Origin of the sequence: Collinsella aerofaciens (genome assembly GCF_028207065.1) — a bacterium.
Lineage (GTDB): Bacteria > Actinomycetota > Coriobacteriia > Coriobacteriales > Coriobacteriaceae > Collinsella > Collinsella aerofaciens_AR.
The window spans coordinates 17285-38400 of the sequence record NZ_JAQLFP010000009.1; the positions used below are offsets into that span (position 1 = coordinate 17285).

Annotated in this window: 18 protein-coding genes; 7 read left to right on the forward strand and 11 right to left on the reverse strand. The window is 60.1% G+C overall.

The window, feature by feature from the left end; genetic code table 11:
* Nucleotides 1–59 precede the first annotated feature (59 nt).
* Nucleotides 60–1013, reverse strand: a complete 954-nt coding sequence (locus tag PMX72_RS03935; protein ID WP_271728927.1) for an ROK family protein — start codon at nt 1011–1013, stop codon at nt 60–62.
* 339 nt (nt 1014–1352) lie between these two features.
* Here PMX72_RS03935 and PMX72_RS03940 point away from each other — a divergent pair, with 339 nt between their 5' ends.
* Entirely contained in the window at nt 1353–2072 is a 720-nt protein-coding gene (locus tag PMX72_RS03940) for a GntR family transcriptional regulator (RefSeq protein ID WP_271728928.1), read from the forward strand.
* Nucleotides 2073–2144: 72 nt separating this feature from the next.
* Nucleotides 2145–3077 (forward strand): type I phosphomannose isomerase catalytic subunit, encoded by a 933-nt coding sequence (locus tag PMX72_RS03945; RefSeq protein ID WP_416378025.1) that lies wholly within the window; start codon nt 2145–2147, stop codon nt 3075–3077.
* 284 nt (nt 3078–3361) lie between these two features.
* On the opposite strand, the gene PMX72_RS03950 is transcribed toward PMX72_RS03945, so the two are convergent.
* Together PMX72_RS03950 and PMX72_RS03955 are read right to left on the reverse strand one after the other, a co-directional pair.
* Nucleotides 3362–6262, reverse strand: coding sequence for an ATP-dependent helicase (locus PMX72_RS03950; protein WP_271728929.1), 2901 nt, complete (start codon nt 6260–6262; stop codon nt 3362–3364).
* 227 nt (nt 6263–6489) lie between these two features.
* Nucleotides 6490–7470, reverse strand: coding sequence for an undecaprenyl-diphosphate phosphatase (locus tag PMX72_RS03955; RefSeq protein ID WP_089572431.1), 981 nt, complete (start codon nt 7468–7470; stop codon nt 6490–6492).
* A 249-nt stretch (nt 7471–7719) separates the two neighbouring features.
* On the opposite strand from PMX72_RS03955, the gene PMX72_RS03960 reads away from it, so the two are divergent.
* Complete coding sequence (locus tag PMX72_RS03960; protein WP_006235921.1) at nt 7720–8157, forward strand: universal stress protein; 438 nt, start codon at nt 7720–7722, stop codon at nt 8155–8157.
* Nucleotides 8158–8469: 312 nt separating this feature from the next.
* On the opposite strand, the gene PMX72_RS03965 is transcribed toward PMX72_RS03960, so the two are convergent.
* The 4 genes from PMX72_RS03965 to purH all read right to left on the reverse strand — a co-directional run bounded on the left by PMX72_RS03965 (nt 8470) and on the right by purH (nt 12936).
* Nucleotides 8470–9513: a sensor histidine kinase gene (locus PMX72_RS03965; protein ID WP_271728930.1), complete on the reverse strand. Its 1044-nt coding sequence runs from the start codon at nt 9511–9513 to the stop codon at nt 8470–8472.
* Between the two features lie 9 nt (nt 9514–9522).
* The gene (locus PMX72_RS03970) at nt 9523–10194 is read right to left on the reverse strand and encodes a response regulator transcription factor (RefSeq protein ID WP_117564915.1); all 672 of its coding nucleotides are present in this window, start codon (nt 10192–10194) and stop codon (nt 9523–9525) included.
* Nucleotides 10195–10373: 179 nt separating this feature from the next.
* Nucleotides 10374–11081 (reverse strand): hypothetical protein, encoded by a 708-nt coding sequence (locus tag PMX72_RS03975; RefSeq protein ID WP_233539219.1) that lies wholly within the window; start codon nt 11079–11081, stop codon nt 10374–10376.
* 247 nt (nt 11082–11328) lie between these two features.
* Nucleotides 11329–12936, reverse strand: a complete 1608-nt coding sequence (gene purH, locus PMX72_RS03980) for a bifunctional phosphoribosylaminoimidazolecarboxamide formyltransferase/IMP cyclohydrolase (protein ID WP_118206252.1) — start codon at nt 12934–12936, stop codon at nt 11329–11331.
* A 277-nt stretch (nt 12937–13213) separates the two neighbouring features.
* Here purH and PMX72_RS03985 point away from each other — a divergent pair, with 277 nt between their 5' ends.
* Nucleotides 13214–13855 carry a GNAT family N-acetyltransferase gene (locus tag PMX72_RS03985; RefSeq protein WP_118206253.1) on the forward strand — a complete coding sequence of 214 codons (642 nt, stop codon included), beginning with the start codon at nt 13214–13216 and terminating at the stop codon, nt 13853–13855.
* 452 nt (nt 13856–14307) lie between these two features.
* On the opposite strand, the gene PMX72_RS03990 is transcribed toward PMX72_RS03985, so the two are convergent.
* Entirely contained in the window at nt 14308–16254 is a 1947-nt protein-coding gene (locus tag PMX72_RS03990; protein ID WP_158564553.1) for a DUF2207 domain-containing protein, read from the reverse strand.
* A 508-nt stretch (nt 16255–16762) separates the two neighbouring features.
* Between PMX72_RS03990 and gluQRS the strand changes: the two genes are divergently transcribed.
* Nucleotides 16763–17767, forward strand: a complete 1005-nt coding sequence (gene gluQRS / locus PMX72_RS03995; protein ID WP_271728931.1) for a tRNA glutamyl-Q(34) synthetase GluQRS — start codon at nt 16763–16765, stop codon at nt 17765–17767.
* Between the two features lie 17 nt (nt 17768–17784).
* Here the strand turns inward: gluQRS and PMX72_RS04000 are convergent, their stop codons facing one another.
* Both PMX72_RS04000 and PMX72_RS04005 read right to left on the reverse strand, forming a co-directional pair.
* Nucleotides 17785–18510: a metallophosphoesterase gene (locus tag PMX72_RS04000; RefSeq protein ID WP_118226857.1), complete on the reverse strand. Its 726-nt coding sequence runs from the start codon at nt 18508–18510 to the stop codon at nt 17785–17787.
* An 85-nt stretch (nt 18511–18595) separates the two neighbouring features.
* Nucleotides 18596–18835, reverse strand: a complete 240-nt coding sequence (locus tag PMX72_RS04005; RefSeq protein WP_117772850.1) for a hypothetical protein — start codon at nt 18833–18835, stop codon at nt 18596–18598.
* A 159-nt stretch (nt 18836–18994) separates the two neighbouring features.
* Here PMX72_RS04005 and PMX72_RS04010 point away from each other — a divergent pair, with 159 nt between their 5' ends.
* Nucleotides 18995–19306 (forward strand): DUF6788 family protein, encoded by a 312-nt coding sequence (locus PMX72_RS04010; protein WP_117772848.1) that lies wholly within the window; start codon nt 18995–18997, stop codon nt 19304–19306.
* Between the two features lie 153 nt (nt 19307–19459).
* On the opposite strand, the gene PMX72_RS04015 is transcribed toward PMX72_RS04010, so the two are convergent.
* Nucleotides 19460–19981, reverse strand: coding sequence for a hypothetical protein (locus PMX72_RS04015; RefSeq protein ID WP_117772846.1), 522 nt, complete (start codon nt 19979–19981; stop codon nt 19460–19462).
* Between the two features lie 586 nt (nt 19982–20567).
* Here PMX72_RS04015 and PMX72_RS04020 point away from each other — a divergent pair.
* Entirely contained in the window at nt 20568–21110 is a 543-nt protein-coding gene (locus tag PMX72_RS04020) for a UBA domain-containing protein (protein WP_117785976.1), read from the forward strand.
* Nucleotides 21111–21116 lie beyond the last annotated feature (6 nt).

The following is a 21116-nucleotide window of genomic DNA, read 5'->3' on the forward strand; positions in this document are numbered from 1 at the left end:
AGGCAAAGTCTGTCCCCTCTGCACCATGTGGCGCAAACTAACCTGCCCCCTTGCGCCAGCTATTTGCCGGCGGCGCGCAGGGCTACGTAGGCGGCACCGATGATGCCGGCGTCGTTGCCGAGCGAGGCGACCTTAATGGGCGTCTCGCGCGAGGCAGAAAGCGCGTACTGCTTAAAGTGCTCGCGGACCTTGTCGAGGTAGACATCGGCCGAGGCGGATGCGCCGCCGCCGATCAGGAACATCTCGGGGTCGACCACGTTGGCGATAAGCGCCAGAGCGCGACCGAGATAGTCGGCCATGGTATCGGCCGCGGCTAGCGCGAGCTTGTCACCCTCGCGACAGGCCTGGAACACGTCCTTGGAATCGGAGGGGCCGGTGAGCTCGATGGGGTCGACGCCCGCCTTCTCGCACTCGGCAAGATAGTTGCTCACCACGCCGGTAGCGCTGGAATACTGCTCCAGGTGGCCATGGCCGCCGCAGCCGCAGGTGCGCTCCTCAGCCGGGTTCAGGCACATGTGGCCAATCTCGCCGCCGGCACCCACAACGCCCGACACCACGTCGCCGTTAACGATAACGCCGCCGCCCACGCCGGTACCGATGGTGACCATCACGACGTTCTGCACGCCCTTGGCAGAGCCGAGCCAGGCCTCGCCCATGGCAGCGGCGTTGGCATCGTTCTCGTACTTAACGACCGCGTCGGGGCAGTGCTCCTGGATGGCGATCTTAAGCTCGGGCAGGTTAATGGCAATGTTGGCCTTGACCTTGGCATCGCCCGACGCCGGGATAGGGCACGGAACAGCCAGGCCAATGCCCGCCACAAAGGCACGCGGAATCTGCGCCTTGGCAACCACCTGGTCGATAGCCTCGGTCACCGCGGCAAAGCCCGCAGCGTCAACGATGGGAGGCGTAGGCACGCTGGCCTTGGCAAGCAGGTTACCGTCTTCGTCGAACAGGCCCTCCTTAACCGAAGTGCCGCCGACGTCAATGCCGATGTAGTACTGCTTAGGTTCCATGGGAGCCCACCTTTCTCGTTTAAACATTGCCAGTATGGTACCGCTCCCAAGGCAAAAACCTACCAAAAAGGGACAGGTTTGTTTTGGCAGGTTTTATCTGGGAAAACGCAAGGCATGAGATTCGGTTCGCTGGGCGGCAAAACAGCCCAACCCCATCTTCGAGCCGATCAATTTGCTCAATACCACATTATTCGAATGCATATTCATTTAGAGCGCTCTAGTTGATAAAGAGAAGCGTTTTTTAATTATATCTTTCTCGAACTTTTCAAAAACGCAATAGGGATGCTTAGGCGTGGACTATACTTTTTTTATACTCAATCAAGCTGGAAAGGAGGTTCCATGATTCCCAAATACGAGGCAATAGCTGCAGATATCCGTCGAAGCATCGAGGACGGCGCTCTTAAACCGGGCGACAAGCTACCCACCGTCGTTGAGTTCTGCGAGCTCTATAGCGTTTCCAAAATCACCGTCAAGCGAGCTATCGAGCAGATCACCGAGGAGGGCCTTGTCACCAGCCGGCGCGGGTCGGGCACCTACGTTAAGGACACGGCGGGGCTTCCCGGCCAGGCATTTTTCCAGGGCAAGAATGACCGCGCCCAGGGTTTTTCGTATGAGCACCGCGGGGAGAAGGTAACCTCGGTGGTCTACGATTTCTCGATCGTCAATCCGCCGGCAGAGGTTGCGACCCAGCTGGGAATGGCCGAAGACGACTTTGCCTATCACATCGTGCGCGTACGCGAGGTCGATGGTCAGCCCATCGTTATTGAGTACACCTATATGCCCCTCGAGCTGATTCCGGGTCTTAAGAAAAAAGACCTGTACGCATCGGTCTACAGCTTCATCCGCGAGCAGTGCGGACTCAAGATCTCGAGTTTCCACCGTACCATTCGCGCTGTCGCGGCAACTGAAGAAGAGGCTGAGCGCCTGGATACCAAACCCGGCTCTCCCCTGCTCGAACTCAACCAGATTGGCTTCTTGGATAGCGGCACCGCGTTTGAATATTCTGTCTCGCACAACGTAGGCGACCGCTTTGAGCTGCACAACGTAACGCTGGCCTAGTTTTGCAATCCAGTGGGTGCTCGTTTTGAGCTGTCCTACGCGGCACCCGCACAACCTTATGGGAGTATGCACATGTCCGATTTGATTAAACTCACGCCGATCTTCCACGAGAAGATCTGGGGCGGCCGCCAGCTGGAGACCGTGTTTGGCTACGACATTCCCGAGGGTCCCATCGGTGAGTGCTGGGCCATCTCGGCCCATCCCAACGGCGACTGCCAGATTGCGGAGGGCCCGTATACAGGCCACACGCTTTCGTGGCTGTGGGCCGAGCACCGCGAGCTCTTTGGCAATTGCGAGGGCAAGGAGTTCCCGCTGCTCATCAAGATTCTGGACGCCAAGGACGACCTTTCGATCCAGATTCACCCCAACGACGAGTACGCCGCCGAGCACGAGAACGGAAGCCTGGGCAAGACCGAGTGCTGGTATGTGCTGGACTGCGAGCCCGGCGCCACGATCATCGTCGGGCAGCGCGCCAAGGATCGTGCCGAGGCCGCACAGATGATCGAGGAAGGCCGTTGGGACGACATGCTCAACGTGCTGCCGATTCACAAGGGCAACTTTTTCCAGATTGACTCCGGCACCGTGCACGCCATCAAGACCGGCACGCTCATTTTGGAGACGCAGCAGTCGAGCGACGTGACGTATCGCCTGTACGACTACGACCGCCCCGGCACCGACGGCAAGCTGCGCCCGCTGCACATTGAGCAGAGCCTCGACTGCATCGACTTCAATGCTCAGGCACCGACCGACGGCACCGTGACCGCGCCCGAGATCGACGGCGTGACCGAGCTCGAGTCTAACTCCTGCTACACCGTCGATCGCGTGCGTGTCAACGGCAGCAAGACCTTGGAGCAGCACTGGCCCTTCATGTGCCTGTCGGTCATCGACGGCGAGGGCACCGTGTGCGGCGAGCCCGTTCACAAGGGCAGCCACCTGCTGGCCCCGAGCACCGTGAACCAGATCGAACTCGAAGGCAAGATGGAACTGATCATCAGCCACCTCTAGGTCGCAACAACAACCAAAACGAAACAAGGGGCTCCCTCGTTCATCAACGGAGGAGCCCCTACTCACATCTATTTTTCTATCAGCCCACCCGGCTCTCCAGACCAAAAAGCGAACGAGCAAAGCGACGTTCGCAAGCAACGTTACCCAAGGCCCCGGACAGGCGCCATGGACAACGTCGATCGCGAGTTCCGCACGAGCCGGAGAGCACTTAATGTGCTCTCCGTGCGAGCAGGACTGTCCGAGCAGGCGACGTTGTCCATGGCGCCTGTCCGGGGCCGCCGAGATTACGACAGCTTGACGATCGGCGCAAAGCCCTTCATGAGCTTTTTGGTCTGGCCGGTCTTTTCGAATTGAACCTCGATCATGTCTCCGGCGACCGAGATCACGGTACCCGTGCCAAAGGTCTTGTGGCTCACGGTATCGCCCGCGGCAAAGTCCTGCGACGCGCTGGTGCGATCGACCTTGCGCTCCACCGTCGGCGACACCTTGGACGACGGCTTTTTGGCTCGCGGCGCGCCCGAGCCAAAGGTCGAGGCAACGCGGCCAGCGTCGGCCGAGACCCCACGATGGCGCTCGGTCCCATAGCTGCTGCCGCCAAAGAAGTCGTCAAAGCTCGATCCGCCGCGCGAACCAGAACCGCCGGTCGAGCGCGTATGCGAGCCAAACACCTTGCCGCCGTACATATCCGAGCCCATGCCCGATCCAAAGGTGCCGTGACGGTCGCCGCGCTTCTCCCAGCCCGTGCCCTCAAAACCGGCAGAACCGATGCCGCTAAACTCGATATCCTCAAACGGAATCTCGTTGAGGAAGCGCGAGCGCGGGTTGGCAGAGGTCGAGCCGTAGGTGCGACGCGTGGCCGCATAGGTCAGGAACAGGCGCTTACGGGCACGCGTGATGGCGACGTAGGCCAGGCGACGCTCCTCCTCGAGCTTGCCCGGATCATCGCTGCCGCCAAAGTCATGCACGTGTGGGAAGATGCCCTCCTCCATACCGGCCACGAACACCGCCGGGAACTCCAGGCCCTTGGCGGAGTGGATGGTCATCATGGTGATGGCATGCGTCTCGCCGGCAAGGGAATCCAGGTCGGAGCGCAGGGCAAGCCACTCCATGAGTGCCGGCAGCGCCTTACAGGTGAGCGGGCCGTAGGTGCGCTCAATCTCGTCAGCATGCACGGCGCCCGCCGGCATCTCCGTCGGCGCGGCATAGGCGTTGCCCACAATGGCGGCGGCCAGGGCATCCTGTGGCGAGAGCGCCGGGGCGGCTAGGCTATCGAGCGGATTGGAACCTGCGGCATCACGCGCGCCAACGAGCGCCTCAAACGAGGACGCAGGTGCGGACGGTCCCGGCTCGGGCGCAGGTGTGCTCACCACAACGGGCTCGGGCTCAGCGCCGACCGGCACATCGGCAACGCCAGCCGCGCGCAGCTCTTCCAAGCTCTCGAGCGTACCCTCGATATCCTCGTGCGTCTCCTCAAATTCGGCGGCGACGCCCAGGAATTCCTGGATGTTTTCGGCGCGGCTCTCGGACTCCATGGTGCCCTCAGCGCGAAACGCCTGCAGCAGGCCCGTCTTGTCGACGATCATCTCGACGACATCCTTGAGCTCGCCGTCCATGCGGCGGCCCTCGCGCACCAGCGCCACAAAACTCGACAGGCCGTTGCGCACCTTGGCACTAAACATGCCCGTCTCGGCTGTTGCGATCTCGCAGGCCTGGAAGAACGAGCAGCGGTTGTCGCGCGCCAGCTGCTCAATCTTTTGGATCGAGGTGGAGCCGATGCCGCGACGTGGCGTGTTGATGACGCGCTTGACGCTCATCTCGTCGGCCGGGTTCACGATCATCTTGAGGTAGGCCATGACGTCGCGGATCTCGGCACGGTCGAAGAATCGCGTGCCGCCCACGATCTTGTAGGGCACGCCCGCGCGCAGGAACATATCTTCGAGAATACGCGACTGGGCGTTGGTGCGATAGAAGACGGCGATGTCGTCGTAGCTCGTACCCTTGGAGTGCAACTTTTCGATCTCACCGGCAATCCAGCGGCCCTCGTCGCGCTCATCGCTTGCCTGGAAGGCCTGGATCTTCTCGCCGTCGCCCTCGGCCGTAAACAGGCGCTTTTCTTTACGCTGCGAGTTGTGACGCACCACGGCGTTGGCGGCGCTCAGGATATGGCCCGTGGAGCGATAGTTCTGCTCCAGCTTAACGGTCTTGCAGTTTTTAAAGTCCTTCTCAAAGTCCAGGATGTTGGTAATGTCGGCGCCGCGCCAGCTGTAAATTGACTGGTCGTCGTCGCCCACGACCATGAGGTTTTGGTACTTGGCGGCCAGCAGGTTGGCGATTTCGTACTGGACGTGGTTGGTGTCCTGATACTCGTCGACGCTAATGTAGCGGAAGCGCTCCTGGTACTTGTCGAGCACCTCGGGGCGGGTACGCAGCAGCTCGAGCGTACGCACGAGCAGGTCGTCAAAGTCCATCGCATTGGCGGCGCGCAGGCGGCGCTCCAGCTCTAGGTAGACCTGCGCGGCCTTTTTGTCGTTAGGGCTATCGGCGCTCTTGAGCATGTCCTCGGGCCCGATCATGGCGTTTTTAGCCGAGCTGATCTTACTGCGGATCATGTTAATGGGGAACTGCTTTTGCTCGATGCCGAGCGCTTGCATAATGTCACGCACCATGCGCTTTGAGTCATCGTCGTCATAGATGGTGAACTGACCGGTGTAGCCCAGCAGATCGGCGTCCTCGCGCAGCATGCGCACGCACATGGCGTGGAAGGTGCACACCCACATGCCGCGGGTGCCGCTGGGAATGAGCGCCGCCAGACGCTCGCGCATCTCGGCCGCGGCCTTGTTGGTAAACGTGATGGCCAGGACCTGCCAGGGCTTAACGCCCAGGTCGCCGAGCATATGAGCGATGCGGAAGGTCAGGACGCGGGTCTTGCCCGAGCCAGCACCGGCAAGGACCAGCAGCGGGCCCTCGGTGGTCAGGACCGCCTCGCGCTGGGCGGGGTTAAGGCTATCGATATCGACGAGCGGCTTGGCGGGCTTGGGCGCCGGCGCGGGAGCGTCGTAGATGTCGAGCGGAACGAGCTCGGGCTCCGGCGCAGCGGGGGCGGTGTATGCATCGAGCGGCACGGGTTCCGGCGCGGGCGGCACGGGCACCGCGGCGTTCTTTTCCCAGGGCAAGGGCTGGGTCATGGGCGACTCCTCATCTGACAGACGGCGCGCCTGCGGGCAGCGCCATAGTTTGAGCCGTACCAGTATACCGAGCCGCGCGGACACCGACGCAAATCACACCACGACTCCGTGCGCCGCCGTCAGGCCCGCCCCATCGCCCAAAAAAGAGGACGGCATAGACCTTTTGGTCATGCCGCCCTCTTTGAATGACAAGTTGTCGCTCTGGCCGCCGCGCAGCGTCAACCAAGTTACAGGCCGAGCATAGGCTCCAGGACGAAGAAGTACGCGAGCACCACGATGCCCAGGATGATGCGGTAGACGCCGAAGCACTTGAAGTCGTGACGGCGAACGAAGCCCATAAGCCACTTGATGGCGATGAGCGAAACCACAAAGGCCACAACGCAGCCCACGCCCAAGATGGCGATCTCGTTGGTGCCGAACGTGCCGCCCTTGATGAAGTACTTGACCAGCTTGAGCGCACTCGCGCCAAACATAACAGGAATAGCCAGGAAGAACGTAAACTTAGACGCCACCGAGCGCGTGCAGCCCAAAAGCAGGCCGCCGATGATGGTAGAACCGGAGCGAGACGTACCAGGCACCAGCGAAAGCACCTGGAAGCAGCCGATACCCAGCGCAGTCTTCCAGCTGAGGTCCTCGAGCGTGGCGATGGAACCAAAGTCCAGATTCTCGTCATCGTCCTCATCCTCAGCGGTAGCCGTGGGGGGCGCCGCAAAGTGCGCACCGGCGGGACGTCCACCCGACACCACAGCACGCGAACCAAACGAACCGGCAACGGCCATTTCCTCGCGCTTGCTCGCGCGCCAGTTCTCGATCACGATAAACAGCACGCCGTACACAATGAGCGCCAGCGCCACGACGGGAGCATTGTAGAAATGCTCCTCCATCCAGTCGTTGAGCGGCAGGCCGATCGCCGCCGCAGGAATGCAACCGAGCACAATCTTGCCCCACAGCACCCAGGTGTCGCGACGGCCCTCCTTGCCCTTGCTGGGCGAGAACGGATTGAGTTCATGGAAGAACAGCACGCAGACGGCCAGAATGGCGCCGAGCTGAATCACGACCAGGAACATATTCCAGAACGTCTCGCTCACGTTCATCTTGACGAACTCGTCCACCAAGATCATGTGACCCGTCGACGAAACGGGCAGCCATTCGGTGATGCCCTCGACCAGGCCCATGAAGGCAGATTTTAGAAGCTCGATAATATCCAAAGGGACCCCCTCGTTAGACACCCGCCGGTAGATGTTCTGCGGACGATGCGGGCGATGTCCCATTATCAACCGTTGGCGGTGCGACCGCGCCTACCCTTACCAAAAAACTCGCCCGTTCACAGAATTGCGAGCAGTTAAACCGAAATCCTTGGGTATAACTGCAACAAGATAAAGTGTCCGGCGGTCAACGCACCCGCGCCCGCCCGACGCACGAGCCCCGCGCCCGTGCGATAGACCAAGGAGGAAACCATGAACGAGGGCTACACCAAGGTATTTGTTTCACTCGACGGTACTGAGCAGCAGGATTTTGTGCTCGCACGCGCCATCAAAGTCGCCGCGAACAACGGCGCTAAGCTGATCATCGGCCACGTCATCGATTCCACGGCACTCGAGAGCGCCGGTTCCTATCCGGTCGATCTGGTCAACGGCCTAGAGGAGGCATTTAAGAACTCCATCGCCAAGCAGCTCGAAGAGGCCAAGGCCAATCCCGATATTCCCGAGGTCGAGGTCATGATTCGCGCCGGCCGCATTCGCGAGACGCTCAAGGACGAGATGCTCGACGTGGTCAAGCCCGACCTGGTGCTCTGCGGCGCCCGCGGCCTGTCCTCGATCAAGTATGCGCTACTGGGTTCAATTTCGACGTTCCTGCTGCGCAATACGGACTGCGACATTTTGGTTGTGAAGTAGCGTTGCTCCCACCGGCCGCGGGGCCTGCGGGGTTTCCACGGGCACGTCCTCGCCGCGTTGCGGCTGCGGGATGTGCCCTTAGGAAACCCCTCCCGGCCTCGCGGCCTTCGCAGCCTTACTTCAGCGAGTTGGCTGATAAAAGATGGCGTGCCGCCCCGTTTGGGGCGGCACGTTTTGTTTGGGCTGCACGTTTTTGTTTTGGGAGATCCATTTGAGCCTCATAGTTATGTTCACGTTCGGGAACATAACGCCAGTTGCCTTAGCTAAGTTCACGTTCGGGAACATAGCCGTCCGCAGCGCAAGACGGCCCGGCTACTCTAAGTATTGGAACTTGTTCGTCGAGAAGGCGAACGTTACGACAAAGCCTTCGCCGGAGTCGGATGCCGCCGTGACGTCGATGCCCATCTTGGAGCATAGGCGCGCCACCAGGTAGAGGCCGATGCCCGTTGCGCGCTTGGTGGTGCGGCCGTTGTCGCCGGTAAAGCCCTTCTCGAACACGCGCGGCAGGTCTGCCGCACACACGCCGCAGCCGTTGTCCGCAACGGTGAGCTCGATGCGCTCGCTCGCCAGGCCCTCGTCCAGTAACGCGCCCGAAAACACGATCTTCGCGCCGTCCTCGCGCGCATATTTAATGCTGTTCTGAATGAGCTGGCCCAGGATAAACTCGAGCCATTTTTCGTCGGTAAAGACCTCGAAGTCGAGGTTCTCGCACACCGGAGCCACGTGCGCCGCAATGAGCTCGCGCGCGTTGGCCTTAATCGCACCCGTCACCAAGGTCTTAAGGTCCCAGCGGCGAATCAGGTAGTCGCGCTCCACGACTTCCGAGCGCGCGTAGTACAGCGCCTGGTCGATATAGCGTTCCACGCGAGCCAACTCGCGACCCAGGTCATCGACACGTGTTGGGTCATCTGCGCCGCCGTCGAGGTTTTCCAGAATCAGGTGAGCCGCCGCCAGGGGCAGCTTGGCCTCGTGGACCCAGCTCTCGATATAGTCGCGATAGTCTTCGGTCTGACGCCGGCCCTCGGCAACCTCGTCGCAGGCGGCTTTGCCCACCCGGCACAGGACCTCGTACTCGAGCTCGCCCTCGGCATAGGTTGGGCATTGCACCATCTCCTGCACCCATGCGGGACTCTCGAGCTCCTCTGCCGCGCGCTCCAACTGACGCAGAAAACGGCGACGGCGAGCGTACTCGATCACGATGCCGAGCATACCGAAGATAAAGGACACGCCAACCGCCACGACCACGATAGAAACGGGTGCGCCGGCGACCGTCAGCACAAAGCAGCTCAGCAGCACGCCGCACGTCCACACGGCGACGGGAAGCAGTGCATCTTTAAAGAACTTGCCAAACGACATAGCCGGCCCCTAGACCGAATAGCCTTGGCCGCGATGCGTCGTCAAATACCCCTTGATGCCGATTTTTTCGAGCGTGGTGCGCAGGCGGTTGATGTTGACGGTGAGCGTATTGTCGTCCACGAAGGCGTCGGAGTCCCACAGGTCCTGCATGATGGCCGAGCGCGAGACGATCTTGCCCGCGCGGCTCAGGAGCAGCGAGAGAATGCGCAGCTCATTTTTGGTGAGCTCGGTGCTGTCGCCGGTCGCCGTGTTGGTGACCATAGAGCGGGCGAGGTCGAGCTCCAGCCCCTTGTGGACGAGCGTGCTGCGCTCGCCTGACGCCGCGGTGCGACGCAGCAGTGCGTTGATGCGCGCCACGAGCACGCGCGCGCTATAGGGCTTGGGAACAAAGTCGTCCGCGCCGAGCGTCATGGCCATGACCTCGTCGATCTCGGTCGTGCGCGAGGTGAGGACGATGATGGGGACCTCGGATTCGCGGCGAACCTCGTGGCAGATATGCTGGCCGTCCTTGACGGGAAGCGTGAGGTCGAGCAGCACCAGGTCGGGCGCGGCGGCGAGAATATCGCGCGAGACATGCTCGAACGATTCGCAGGCCTCGATTTCAAACCCGGCGCGGGCAAGGATGTCGACAAGCTCACGACGAATGGGCTCGTCGTCCTCAACGATATAGATTAGCGCCATGGATTCCGCTCCCCTCTTGATTGTCTTGCCACCATTATGGCTGCGAAACTGCAGGTGCGCGCCACGCACGTCGCCAAGGTGACAGAATTGTTCGCGAGCGGGGGCGTTTTGTCCGCCTCGCACTCGCAGCGGTGGCGGGAACCAAAATGATTCTTTAATCCCCGTCCCAGAATAATCATTTAGCGGCGGGCGCGAAGCTTTTCGTAGCCGTCGACAAAGAAGGCGACCGTGGCGGCGTCGGCCTCGGCGGCATCCGTCTCGGTTGCGGGGACCACGCCGTGCTCGTCGCTCACCAGGAACAGCGCGCCCTTAAGCTGCGCGGGAATATCTACGCGCGTGACCGGGATGCCCTTGGTCTGGGCCAGCTGCTCGATGAGCGTCGCCGTGCCGCACAGGCACTCGTCCGCCGGCGCCACAAAGGCGAGTTCGCCGTTGTTGACGGCGGCGAGCAGCTCGGGCGCCACGCCGGTCTCGTCGGCTTCGGAGCGGGCCTCGGCGGAGCGGGCACGCAGCGCCTTGGCCGACGTATCGGCGAGCGGCTCGTACTCCCCCACTGTCATGGCGGCGTTGCCGTTGATGTCGATCACCAGCATGAGCACACCGTCGTGTGCGGTGTAATCGCCCTCGGCTAGCGACCACTCAACGTGCTGCTTGGCCCAGCTGAGCATGTTATGGGTAAGTAGCTCGCCCTGCACCAGGCGCTCGGACAGCGCGCGGATGTGGCGGTTGAGCATGGGCACCTTTTTATTGGACATGCGCCAACGGCAGACAAGCGCGGGCTTGTCGAGCGTGAACTTCTCGACCGCCTCCTGATTGGCGCAAAAGTCCTCGTACGCACGCTGATCCTCGGCATTGCCAAACAGCTCGGCATCATCAATCTGGGGCATGGTTGTACCTTTCGTGTTAGTCATTCCGTCCTCTTATACCAAAAAGACGGCCCTCCAAACGGAGCAGCCGTCTTTTGCAGAGATTATTTTGACGATATGGTCAGGCGACCGAACAGTTTAATGGGATAGAGAAACATCCCATTAAGGGTTTTCCAAGTGCCCGAGATTGCCCCGAAAGAGGAGCGCCGCGTACTAAATGTACGCAGGCGACGGTTTGAGGGGCAAGGTCGGGTGCTTGGGAAAGCCTCTAGTGCCTAAAATGCCTAGCTCCGGTGAAGACCATCGCAATACCATGCTCGTTGCAGGCCTGGATGCTCTCGTCGTCGCGCTTGGAGCCGCCGGGCTGAATGATGCAGGTCACGCCGTGCGCGGCAAGCACGTCGACGTTGTCGCGGAACGGGAAGAACGCGTCGCTTGCGCAGGCAAAGCCGCCCTTCTCCACGCCCTCGCGTTCGCAGAAGTCCTCAGCACGCTCGCAGGCCAGCAACGCGGAATCCACGCGGTTGGGCTGACCGGGGCCCATGCCAATGCCGGCCTTACCCTTGGAGACCAGGATGGCGTTGGACTTGACGCCCTTGCAGACCTTCCAGGCAAACTCGAGCTCGGCCATCTCGGCGTCGGTGGGCTTGCGGTCGGTGGGGAACGTAAAGGTCGCGGGGTCCTCGGTCACGTGGTCGACTTCCTGCACCAGCATGCCGCCGTCGATGGAGCGCAGCTCCACATGGGCACCGTGGTCCACGCCGCCGGTAGCCAGCACGCGCAGGTTGGGGCGCTTGGCCATGCGCTCGAGCGCCTCGGCGGTATAGCTCGGGGCGATGATGACCTCGACGAACTGCTTGTTCTGGTCGGCGAAGTGCTCAACCAGCTCAAAGGGAACTTCGCGGTTGCAGGCGATGATGCCGCCGAAGGCGCTCTTGGGATCGCAGGCAAAGGCGCGATCGTAGGCGGCCGTGATGTCCTCGGCAACGGCGGAACCGCAGGGGTTCTGATGCTTGAGGATCACGCAGGCCGGCTCGTCGAACTCGCGGACCAGGTTCCAAGCGGCGTCGGCATCCAGATAGTTGTTGTAGCTGAGCGGCTTGCCCTGGATCTGCTCGGAGCCCACGAGCGGGAACTGCGAGCTCGCGGTGTTCTCGCAGCCCTCGGCAAAACGATAGACCGTGGCCTTCTGCTGTGGGTTCTCGCCATAGCGCAGGTCGTCGACCTTTTCCAGCGAAATCTCGAGCTTGGCAGAGGTGTCCGCCACGTCGCTTGCCTGGGCGGCAAGCCAACGGGAGATAGCCGTATCGTAGGCGGCGGTAGTCTGGTAGACCTTCACCTGCAGGCGACGACGGGTGGCAAGCGTGGTGCAGCCGCCGGTCTCGCGCATCTCGGCAAGGACAGCGTCGTAGTCGGCCGGGTCAGAGATGACGGTAACGCTCGCAGCGTTCTTAGCGGCGGAGCGCAGCATGGAGGGACCGCCAATGTCGATGTGCTCGATGGCATCCGCAAAGGTGACCTCGGGGTTGGCGACGGTCTTCTCGAACTCGTACAGGTTGACGACGACCAGGTCGATCAGCTTAATGCCGTGCTGGGCGGCCTCCTGCATGTGCTGCTCGGAATCGCGGCGGGCCAGCAGCGCGCCGTGAACCTTGGGGTGCAGGGTCTTAACGCGGCCGTCCATCATCTCGGGATAGCCCGTGAACTCCTCGATGGGGGTTACGGGAACGCCCGCGTCCTCGATGGCACGAGCCGTGCCGCCCGTAGAGATGATCTCGACGCCAAAGTCATCGACCAGCGTCCGTGCGAAATCGACGACGCCCGTCTTATCGGTAACCGAGATCAACGCGCGCGCGATCTTCACATCAGATCCCATGCAGTCCTCCTGTCTGGTACGCCGCCGTGCTCTGTGAGTCGGTGATACGTCGATCTGCAGCGCTCGCGCAGCGGCATTGAAAATACTGATTCAATGTAGCGCATCGAGCGCATCGATGCACCCCGCAACGGGCGCATGTGCAGAAAAAGTTTGCGAGCAGAGGGGATGGGCACGGCACCGGGCACGGTGAGTTCATGGAACACAGGGGCACCATAATTAGATGCCAATAGCGTGGTAGAACTGTGCTCGATATGCATCCGCAAAAGAAAGAGGCACCATGGTCTCGCGGGTTCTCTACCGACCGTTTGATACCGAAGACTTCGACGCCATCGCGCTGATTCTGCAGCAGCTTTGGCATAACAATTCGGATAACGATGAGTACAACCGCCTTGAGGCCGCATGCGACCTCGCCTATTGCCTTTCGTCCTCGACGTTTTCGCAGGTTGCGGTAATTGACGGCGAGGCGCGCGGCATTGCGCTTGCACGCGCAGGACAGAGCCCCGGCGTCACTATCAACGAGCATTGGATGGATACCGAACGCGCGTTGCTGTCGCAGATGCGCGAACTGGAGCCCGATGCCTGCGCCGAGTATCTCTCGTTTGTGCGCGCAACCATCCGAACCAACAACCGCCTGCTCGAGAGCAGCCCATTGCCGCACGACAACGAAGTCACGCTGCTCGCCGTCGATCCCGATGTCCATGGCCTGGGCGTTGGCTCGGTGTTGCTCGATGCCGCTGTCTCGTACCTTTCCTCGCGCGGGGCGACAAGGGCGCACCTGTACACCGACTCCAACTGTTCGTGGAAGTTCTACGAGCTGCACGGCTTTAAGCGCACGGCCACGCACCGCGCCAACCGCGAAGAGCGTCGTCACGACATGCCGCGTGAAAGCTTTCTCTACGAACTCGACCTAACAGCCTAGCCCAAGCAGCCACACCTGGTCATTTAAGAACGTCCCCAATGACTGATCCCCAACAACTAGTCATTTAAGTCTGTCCCCAATGAGTGGCCTAGGGGGTTTGTAGATAGCCCTGGTCAAAAAACATCAAATATGAGTACTGTTACCTTTTTAGTAGCAGCGATTTGGGGCATTTTTGATGCTTATAGGCATGACGACCAGCTGCACGAGCTGACATAACTCCCCAAATGTTCAATAAAATGGGCTCCTAACGAGAAGTACTCTCATTAGGAGCCCATTATTATGTGCAAACATATGTGACCAACGCAGCAACAGTACTCATATTTGGCATTTTTTGTCCACTGTCCCTTGCGCGAAGGTCCGCAGCGGAAAGTTTGACCCGTTTCGATGCACAAAAATGGGATGAATCTTCCCTGGCAACCGCCCAGAAAGATCCACCCCAAAGCAAGCGCTCGCTAGAACGTTCCGCCGCCGCCTCCGCCGACGCCGCCACCGCCGCCACCGGAAAAGCCGCCGCCGCTGCCGCCGCTCGAGCTATCGGAACTCGAAGCCAGCTCGCGGATGGTCTCGTGATACACCTCGTTGAACGAATCGAGCGGAGACTCGTTGCCGTAGTGATGGTAATACCACCAGTAGCAGGGGTAGTTGTCGTAGAAATCGTCGCTGTTGCGCAGATCCGCAGGCACGGCCTCGGCCAGCTGTCGCAGCACTTCTTTCGAAACGCCCAGGGCAACGCCCATCACCAGCAGTTTGTTCCACAAGATTAGGTCGCTGGGGATAGCCTCCTTCAGGCGCGTAAAGTCCTCGAGCCAATGCTTGAGCGCCTTGCAGCGAGCCGCCACCTCGGCGCCCTCCGGCGTGTAACGGCGGAAGGTGCAGCTCAGGACAAAGCCCACGATCGTAACGGGGATCGAGATCATAGCGGCACCGACGTTGGCATCCGCAAAGTCGGTATAGAACAGAGAGCCCAGAATGCCAAAGACAATGATGATGCCGAGAACCAGGCCGGCCACCATCGCGATAGTGCCATCCGATGCAATAAGCTCGCGCGCCTCCAGCTTGCCCTTAACTGTGCTCTGATAGTCCTCGAGCTTGTCGCCAACAGATGTGGTGCGCTCGCTAGCGTACTCCTCCAACTCGCTAAACGTGCGCGAACGGACTCCGTCCTTATCGGGCTTAACGCCAGCAAAGAAGACCTTGAGCACGTCGCGATCGATGCCGTCCTTCTTGGCAGCCTTCCAGGCCTCGTCGGTCACTGTGATGCGATACGTCTGCTCCTCTTTTTCGCGACGGAGCAGACCCTTCTTCTTGGTCTCGGTCGCTTCTTCCAGCTTGATCACGCGGTCGTCGGTGAGCTTCATAAGTGTGGCGATATATGCCTGATCGGGCACGTCGTTCCAGCTCATGAGAGCTGCAAGCACCGCGGGATGGTCGGCCGAGGGCACATCGCGGAAGTACTCGTCCTGGAAGAGTGGCTTGGGCTTGGGCCTGCGCAGCTTAAGCATCACGATCACACCGGTATAGGCAACCGCCACGACAACACACACCACGGCAATCGCGCCGGCAACCGCACGCGCGTGCTCACGGCGAGCGTTGGCCTCGTCGGCCCATTCCTTCTCTTCGCTCAGAATCGTCGACATGCGCTCTTCGCTCGAGGCGGCGAGCTGCGGCACCCAGTCGTTGGGGAAGGCGATGCGTGCCTCGGCGAATTCTCCCTCATGCACGCAGGGAATGGTATAGGTGACCATGGGCTCGTCCGCATCGAGTGACACGTCGCCCGTCAGCGGGCCGTGGCCCCATGCGCGGAAGTTATCGCCCTTGACGGCGGCCGTCCCGGCAGCGGCATTTGCAAAGTAGACTTCCATCTCGACGTCATCGGAGTCCGCAGACCAGCCGTCACCCACAAATTTCCAGTAGAGCTCGGCGGTATCGGCCCAGTTCATAACCGCACCGGTCATGGAATAACTCACGTAGTAGATTGCGCTGTCGCCGCTCTCGTGAGGGCTGAACACCTTAATCTTTACGCCGTCGTCGGACTGTTCCACCGTGTAAACGCCGTCGTCGCCTTTGTTTGCGCTGTCGACCTTGTTAAACGCAGTGTCGTCTTCCTCGACGCTTAGCACATTGACGACCACCGAGCCGCCTTGCTGGTTAGAGCCTGTATTGATATCCCAATACACGCCGTTGATGTCGTCGTCGAAATCGAACTGGCGTCCCTCGACAACGGTCAGCGAGCCATCGGCCTCAACCGTGGCGCCGATGTAGGTTTGGCTCATGGAGTAGCCGTCGGCGTGCGCGGCGGCAGGCAGCAGCAACAACGCAAGCGCGACGAGTGCGCAGACGGAAGCGAATCGCGCAAACAGGCGGCGCTGCCGACAGGGCTGGGCAACGGGGGCGTTCATAGGCACATCCTTTGTCTGTGGTACCAGTAGCGTCATTGTCCCACGTTTGCGGGCTCATGTGACGAACATCTAGGCCAGCGGAGTATCAAACGGGACGAAAGTCACGTCCACGGCCGGCACTTGGGGACGTTCCTTATCTGCCGGCAGTCTGGGACACTCCTTGCCATGGCCCGCGCCAGCAGCAGACACCACTTCACAGCTCCGTCACAGGTGTAGCGGCTTTGTGTGGGCGCGGCATGCGCTGATTGAGCCGCCAGTTGAGGGGCATAAAGCAGTTGAGCGAAAACGGTTTGCCCCTTTGCCGTCCGCTCGAGGATCATGTCCCCCTTTTCCGCGGAAACCCCGGCAGTTGCGAAGAGCTGCCGGGGTTTCTGTCGTTTGAGGGCTAAATTGATTGACGACGATTAAGGTGCCGAGCCGGTGGTCCGGCACGCGCAACGCGCGGCCTCAGCAACTTGCAGGCCACGGCAGCGTCTCCCCCACCGCGCCCCGCGCTATACTCGTCCGCATGGACATCAACGCACGCAACATAGCAACACCCGCCGCCGACGCGCCAACGACGCCGGCCGCTCCCGCGCCCGTCGTGGGGCGCTTCGCCCCGTCGCCCTCGGGCCGTATGCACTTGGGCAACGTGTTCAGCTGCCTGTGCGCATGGCTTTCGGCCCGCAGCCAGGACGGCAGCATCGTGTTACGCATTGAGGACCTGGACGATCGCTGCAAGCGCCCGGAATTTGCCGCCCAATTGATTGACGACCTGGCCTGGCTAGGGCTGGAGTGGGACGAAGGCCCCTACTACCAGCACGACCGCCTGGACCTGTACGAGAGCGCCTTGCGCCGGCTGAAAGACGCCGGCCTCACCTATCCCTGCTTTTGCACACGCGCCGAGCTCCACGCCGCGAGTGCACCGCACGCGAGCGACGGCACGCCCATCTACCGTGGTGTCTGCCGAAGTCTTTCGGCCGAGGAGGTGGCCCGCCGCAGCGCCCTGCGCGCCCCGGCCACACGTCTGTGCGTGCCCACCGTCGACGACCTCGCAGACGACGTGATCGAATTTGTGGACCGCACGTACGGGGCCCAATGCGAGGCGCTCGCCACCGAGTGCGGCGACTTTTTGGTCCGCCGCAGCGACGGCGTGTTTGCCTATCAGCTAGCCGTGGTGGTCGACGACGCCGCCATGGGCGTCACCGAGGTCGTGCGCGGATGCGACCTGCTGGGGTCCACGCCGCGCCAGATCTATCTGCAGCACCTGTTGGGACTGCCCACGCCGCACTACGCACATATTCCGCTGCTCATGGCACCGGACGGCCGCCGCCTTTCCAAACGAGATCGCGATCTGGACCTGGGCGAACTCCGCGCCCGCTTTGGCACGCCCGAAGCGCTGCTGGGCTGGCTCGCCGGGCAAACGGGCATCGCGCCGGACACCACGCCGCGCTCTGCCGAGCGGCTGGTCGAGCACTTTAGCTGGGATGTTATCCGCGCGCACCGAGAGAACATCACTGTAACGGCCGAGTAGCCAAATACGCCCCACCCCTACGCAACATCCCAAGGCTGGAGTTCGTCGCCCAGGCGAACGATGCAGTCGTAGAGCACGGTATGGCGCTCGGTCGGGTTGGCATCCCGATGAAAATGCCCGTAGTACCAGCGCTTGTAGTCCAAGCGGTCTTCCAACTCGTCAAAAAATGCCGTAAGTCGATCGACGGCGGGGCAATTCCAGCCGGGCGCCGGATAGAGCGTGGGCGAAAGCATGCGCGTAGAGCAGGTGTGGGTGACCACGTAGTCGACCTTCCAGCCCACGCTGTCGAGCTTCGTCCGTGCCTCCTCAAAGTTGCGCTCGTCCGGCAACTCCTGCGGCCACCAGCTGGAATACGGAATGCGGTATTCCTTGTCCACGCTCGTGGCGCCGCCCATGGTAAAGACCGTTGAGCCGTCGAGTTCAAAAACCTCGCCGCGCGTCAGGCGCCGTATGGGCGAGGTGTCCGACAGGCGCTGTGTCAGTCCGCCGTGCCACAACTCCATGGGTCGCTCCGCCCAGTGGTCGAAACGTTCGTGGTTGCCGTCGACGAACAGCACGGTATAGGGGCGCGACTCCAGCCAAGCGATGTCGGCGCACTCCTCGGCAGAGAAATCCCACGGAAAGCCAAAGTCGCCGGCAATGATGAGATGGTCGTCGCTCGTCAGGCTTTCCCCAAGATCCCAATCGCGCAGCTTTTGCATGTCAGCGCCGCCATGGACGTCGCCCGTCACATAGACCGTCATCGGATCACCGCTTCCCTGTAAGTCGCTAGCCCACATTCTGCACGATCACTAAGTCAACCGTTCCAGCCCTTCCATCCTTTGGGACCTACCCCTCGCTCTTCCATCCAAACGGGTCAAACACCCAAAAGATCAGATCGAGCACGCCGCCGGTCATCATGGCGCCGGCAAGAGCCATGCAAACATGCAGAGAACTGGCACTTCGGAGCACATCAAACGGCCCCAGAACAGCCAGCAGCGCGACCGTTGCGCCGGCAAGGCACAGCACGAGGCACGGCCCCGCGTTCTTGACGCACTTCTTTGCGAGATGCTTGGTGTTATCACTCATCGATATCGAACTCCTTAGAGGACCGTTGTTTGGGTACATGCCGCCGCGGCAGAGCAGGGCGGCAGGGTAAGTGTCACATGTCGTGCGGACATGCTTGAGTTACCCTACAAGTTAATGGATTTGATAGAATGTAGGGTAACTACTCGGAAAGGAGGCTCCATGTCCGTCTTAGAAGATGTCCTAGAAGAGGAATATGCACGCTCGAGCCGCCTCTTGGGCCTCATGGAGCAGGAAATCAGTCTCCTTCCAAAGGGCAGCATCCGCATGCGAAACATAAAGGGCCACGAATACTGCTATCTCAACTATCGAGTCGGCGACAAGGTCAAAAGTGACTATGTACCCGCTACAAAGGTTGATGAGCTGCAAGCCAAAATCGAACGTCGAAGGGCTCTTGCGGCCGCCATTAGAGAGCAGAAGCGATCTCAAAAGCTAATCATACGTGCGTTGGGAAGGGTGCCGAATGCTGACTGAGCAGCAGAGGTTTTCCTCTAAAACAATTTGAAAACCTTGCCGCATACATGCTGTTCGCATCCGCTGAGTCCGAGCCGCTGCCCAAGTCACCATGTGCCCGACACACAAATAGTTACACGCGGAACTATTCCAAAACTGAAAGAACCACTGCAGTTAGTACCCAATAACCATAATGCCTTTTAACGGAACAGGCATGCGCCCGCTTGCATACAATGTTTTGAAAAAAGTTACGACCTTTTCGTAGTCTCTGCTTGAGTTGTCACCACTCTTGTACACATTACGAACGACTACACAAAGATATGCTGCATCCTGTATCATGCACGCTTCAAAAAAATCCTTCAGAAACTGGTTGTTCGCGACAGCGCGCCCGGCCTCAATCTCCACTATCGTGTTAGTGTCCCTATGGACGGCATCGACCTCAAAAGCTTTATCAATTAAGCCTTTCTCCCCATACAACACTGGCATCGATAGTTTCTCGTTTTTCTTTTTCCCCACCTCAACATTGAAACCAAATTGCTCCAAATCGAACGCCAAAATTCGGAGCACGCTATCGCTGTGCTCACTGTTTTTATCAGAACGAATCTGCTCAATATTTTTATTTACAGCTTTTACAACGTCCATTAACGGCTGCGGCGGACGACCGTTTAATGGGAAGTAAATCCAGTTGCACTCCATTGATAGTCCTTTCTCTATATTCATTCAGCCACTGCAGCTATTTTAAATTAATGTTATAAAACACCGACGACTAACGATGCCATAAACAGTCAATCGGTCAGCCTTTTAGCAGCTAGCGAACCATGCAAGCAAACAGAAACCTTAATCAACATGACGGATTGGTGCTTTCGGTCATTAGCAAACAGAATCACTTGCCCATGGAGCCATTTACCCTTGGCCTTTCAATTAGGACTGGCGTCAAATGCCACATGCCTAAGTAATATTAAGGTCCTTCCATGGCTGCCGTGTGTGAAACTCATACTTTTGCAACGCGATTTTAATCCATATGATCCGTTCGCCTTGCTTATCCCATTTCTGCCGCCGGCTTGTCATCGGCTCACCATCCCCCGTTATCGAGGTCTAATACTTTTCCCACTGCCACCCAAAAACTCATCCAACATTAATCTTGGCTCAAGAATCGCTTAATCTATAACCTGCACTATAGAGTTCGACCAAGGGCGGGGCGGCGCAACGCAGACCGCCGAACGCAACGCTCGCGCCCGAGCAAATTGCCCGGCGTCGCGCCCATCGAACGAAAGGACAGGCCATGGACGACCTCGAAAAAGTTGAAACCATCCGCACCAAGTGCAGCGTGAGCTACACCGATGCCAAGGCGGCGCTCGACGCTGCCAACGGCAACGTTTTGGATGCCATCATTTGGCTCGAGTCGCAGGGCAAGACCCCGACCACGTCGGCGCACGCCGCGACCGAGTCCGCACCGGTCGATGAGCCCTCGGCCGAGATGGTCGCCGCGCAGGCCGCCTACGAAAAGTCGAGCGAAAAGACCGACTTCTCCAAGAAGATGGACGGCGTGTGGGAGTACCTCAAAAAGCTCTTCCGCCTGAGCCTGGACACCAAGTTTATCGCCACGCGCCGCGATGCGATCATCCTCAACATCCCCATCCTGATTCCCATCGTCGCGCTGTTTGCCTGGGGCGCTACGATTTGGCTGATGCTGATTGGCCTGTTCTTTGGCATGCGCTACCGCATCGACAGCGACGGCGACGTGCCCGGCAGCATCAACAACCTTATGGATAGCGCTGCTAACGCCGCGGATGACATCAAGCAAAATCTGAACGACGACAAGTAGTCGCAG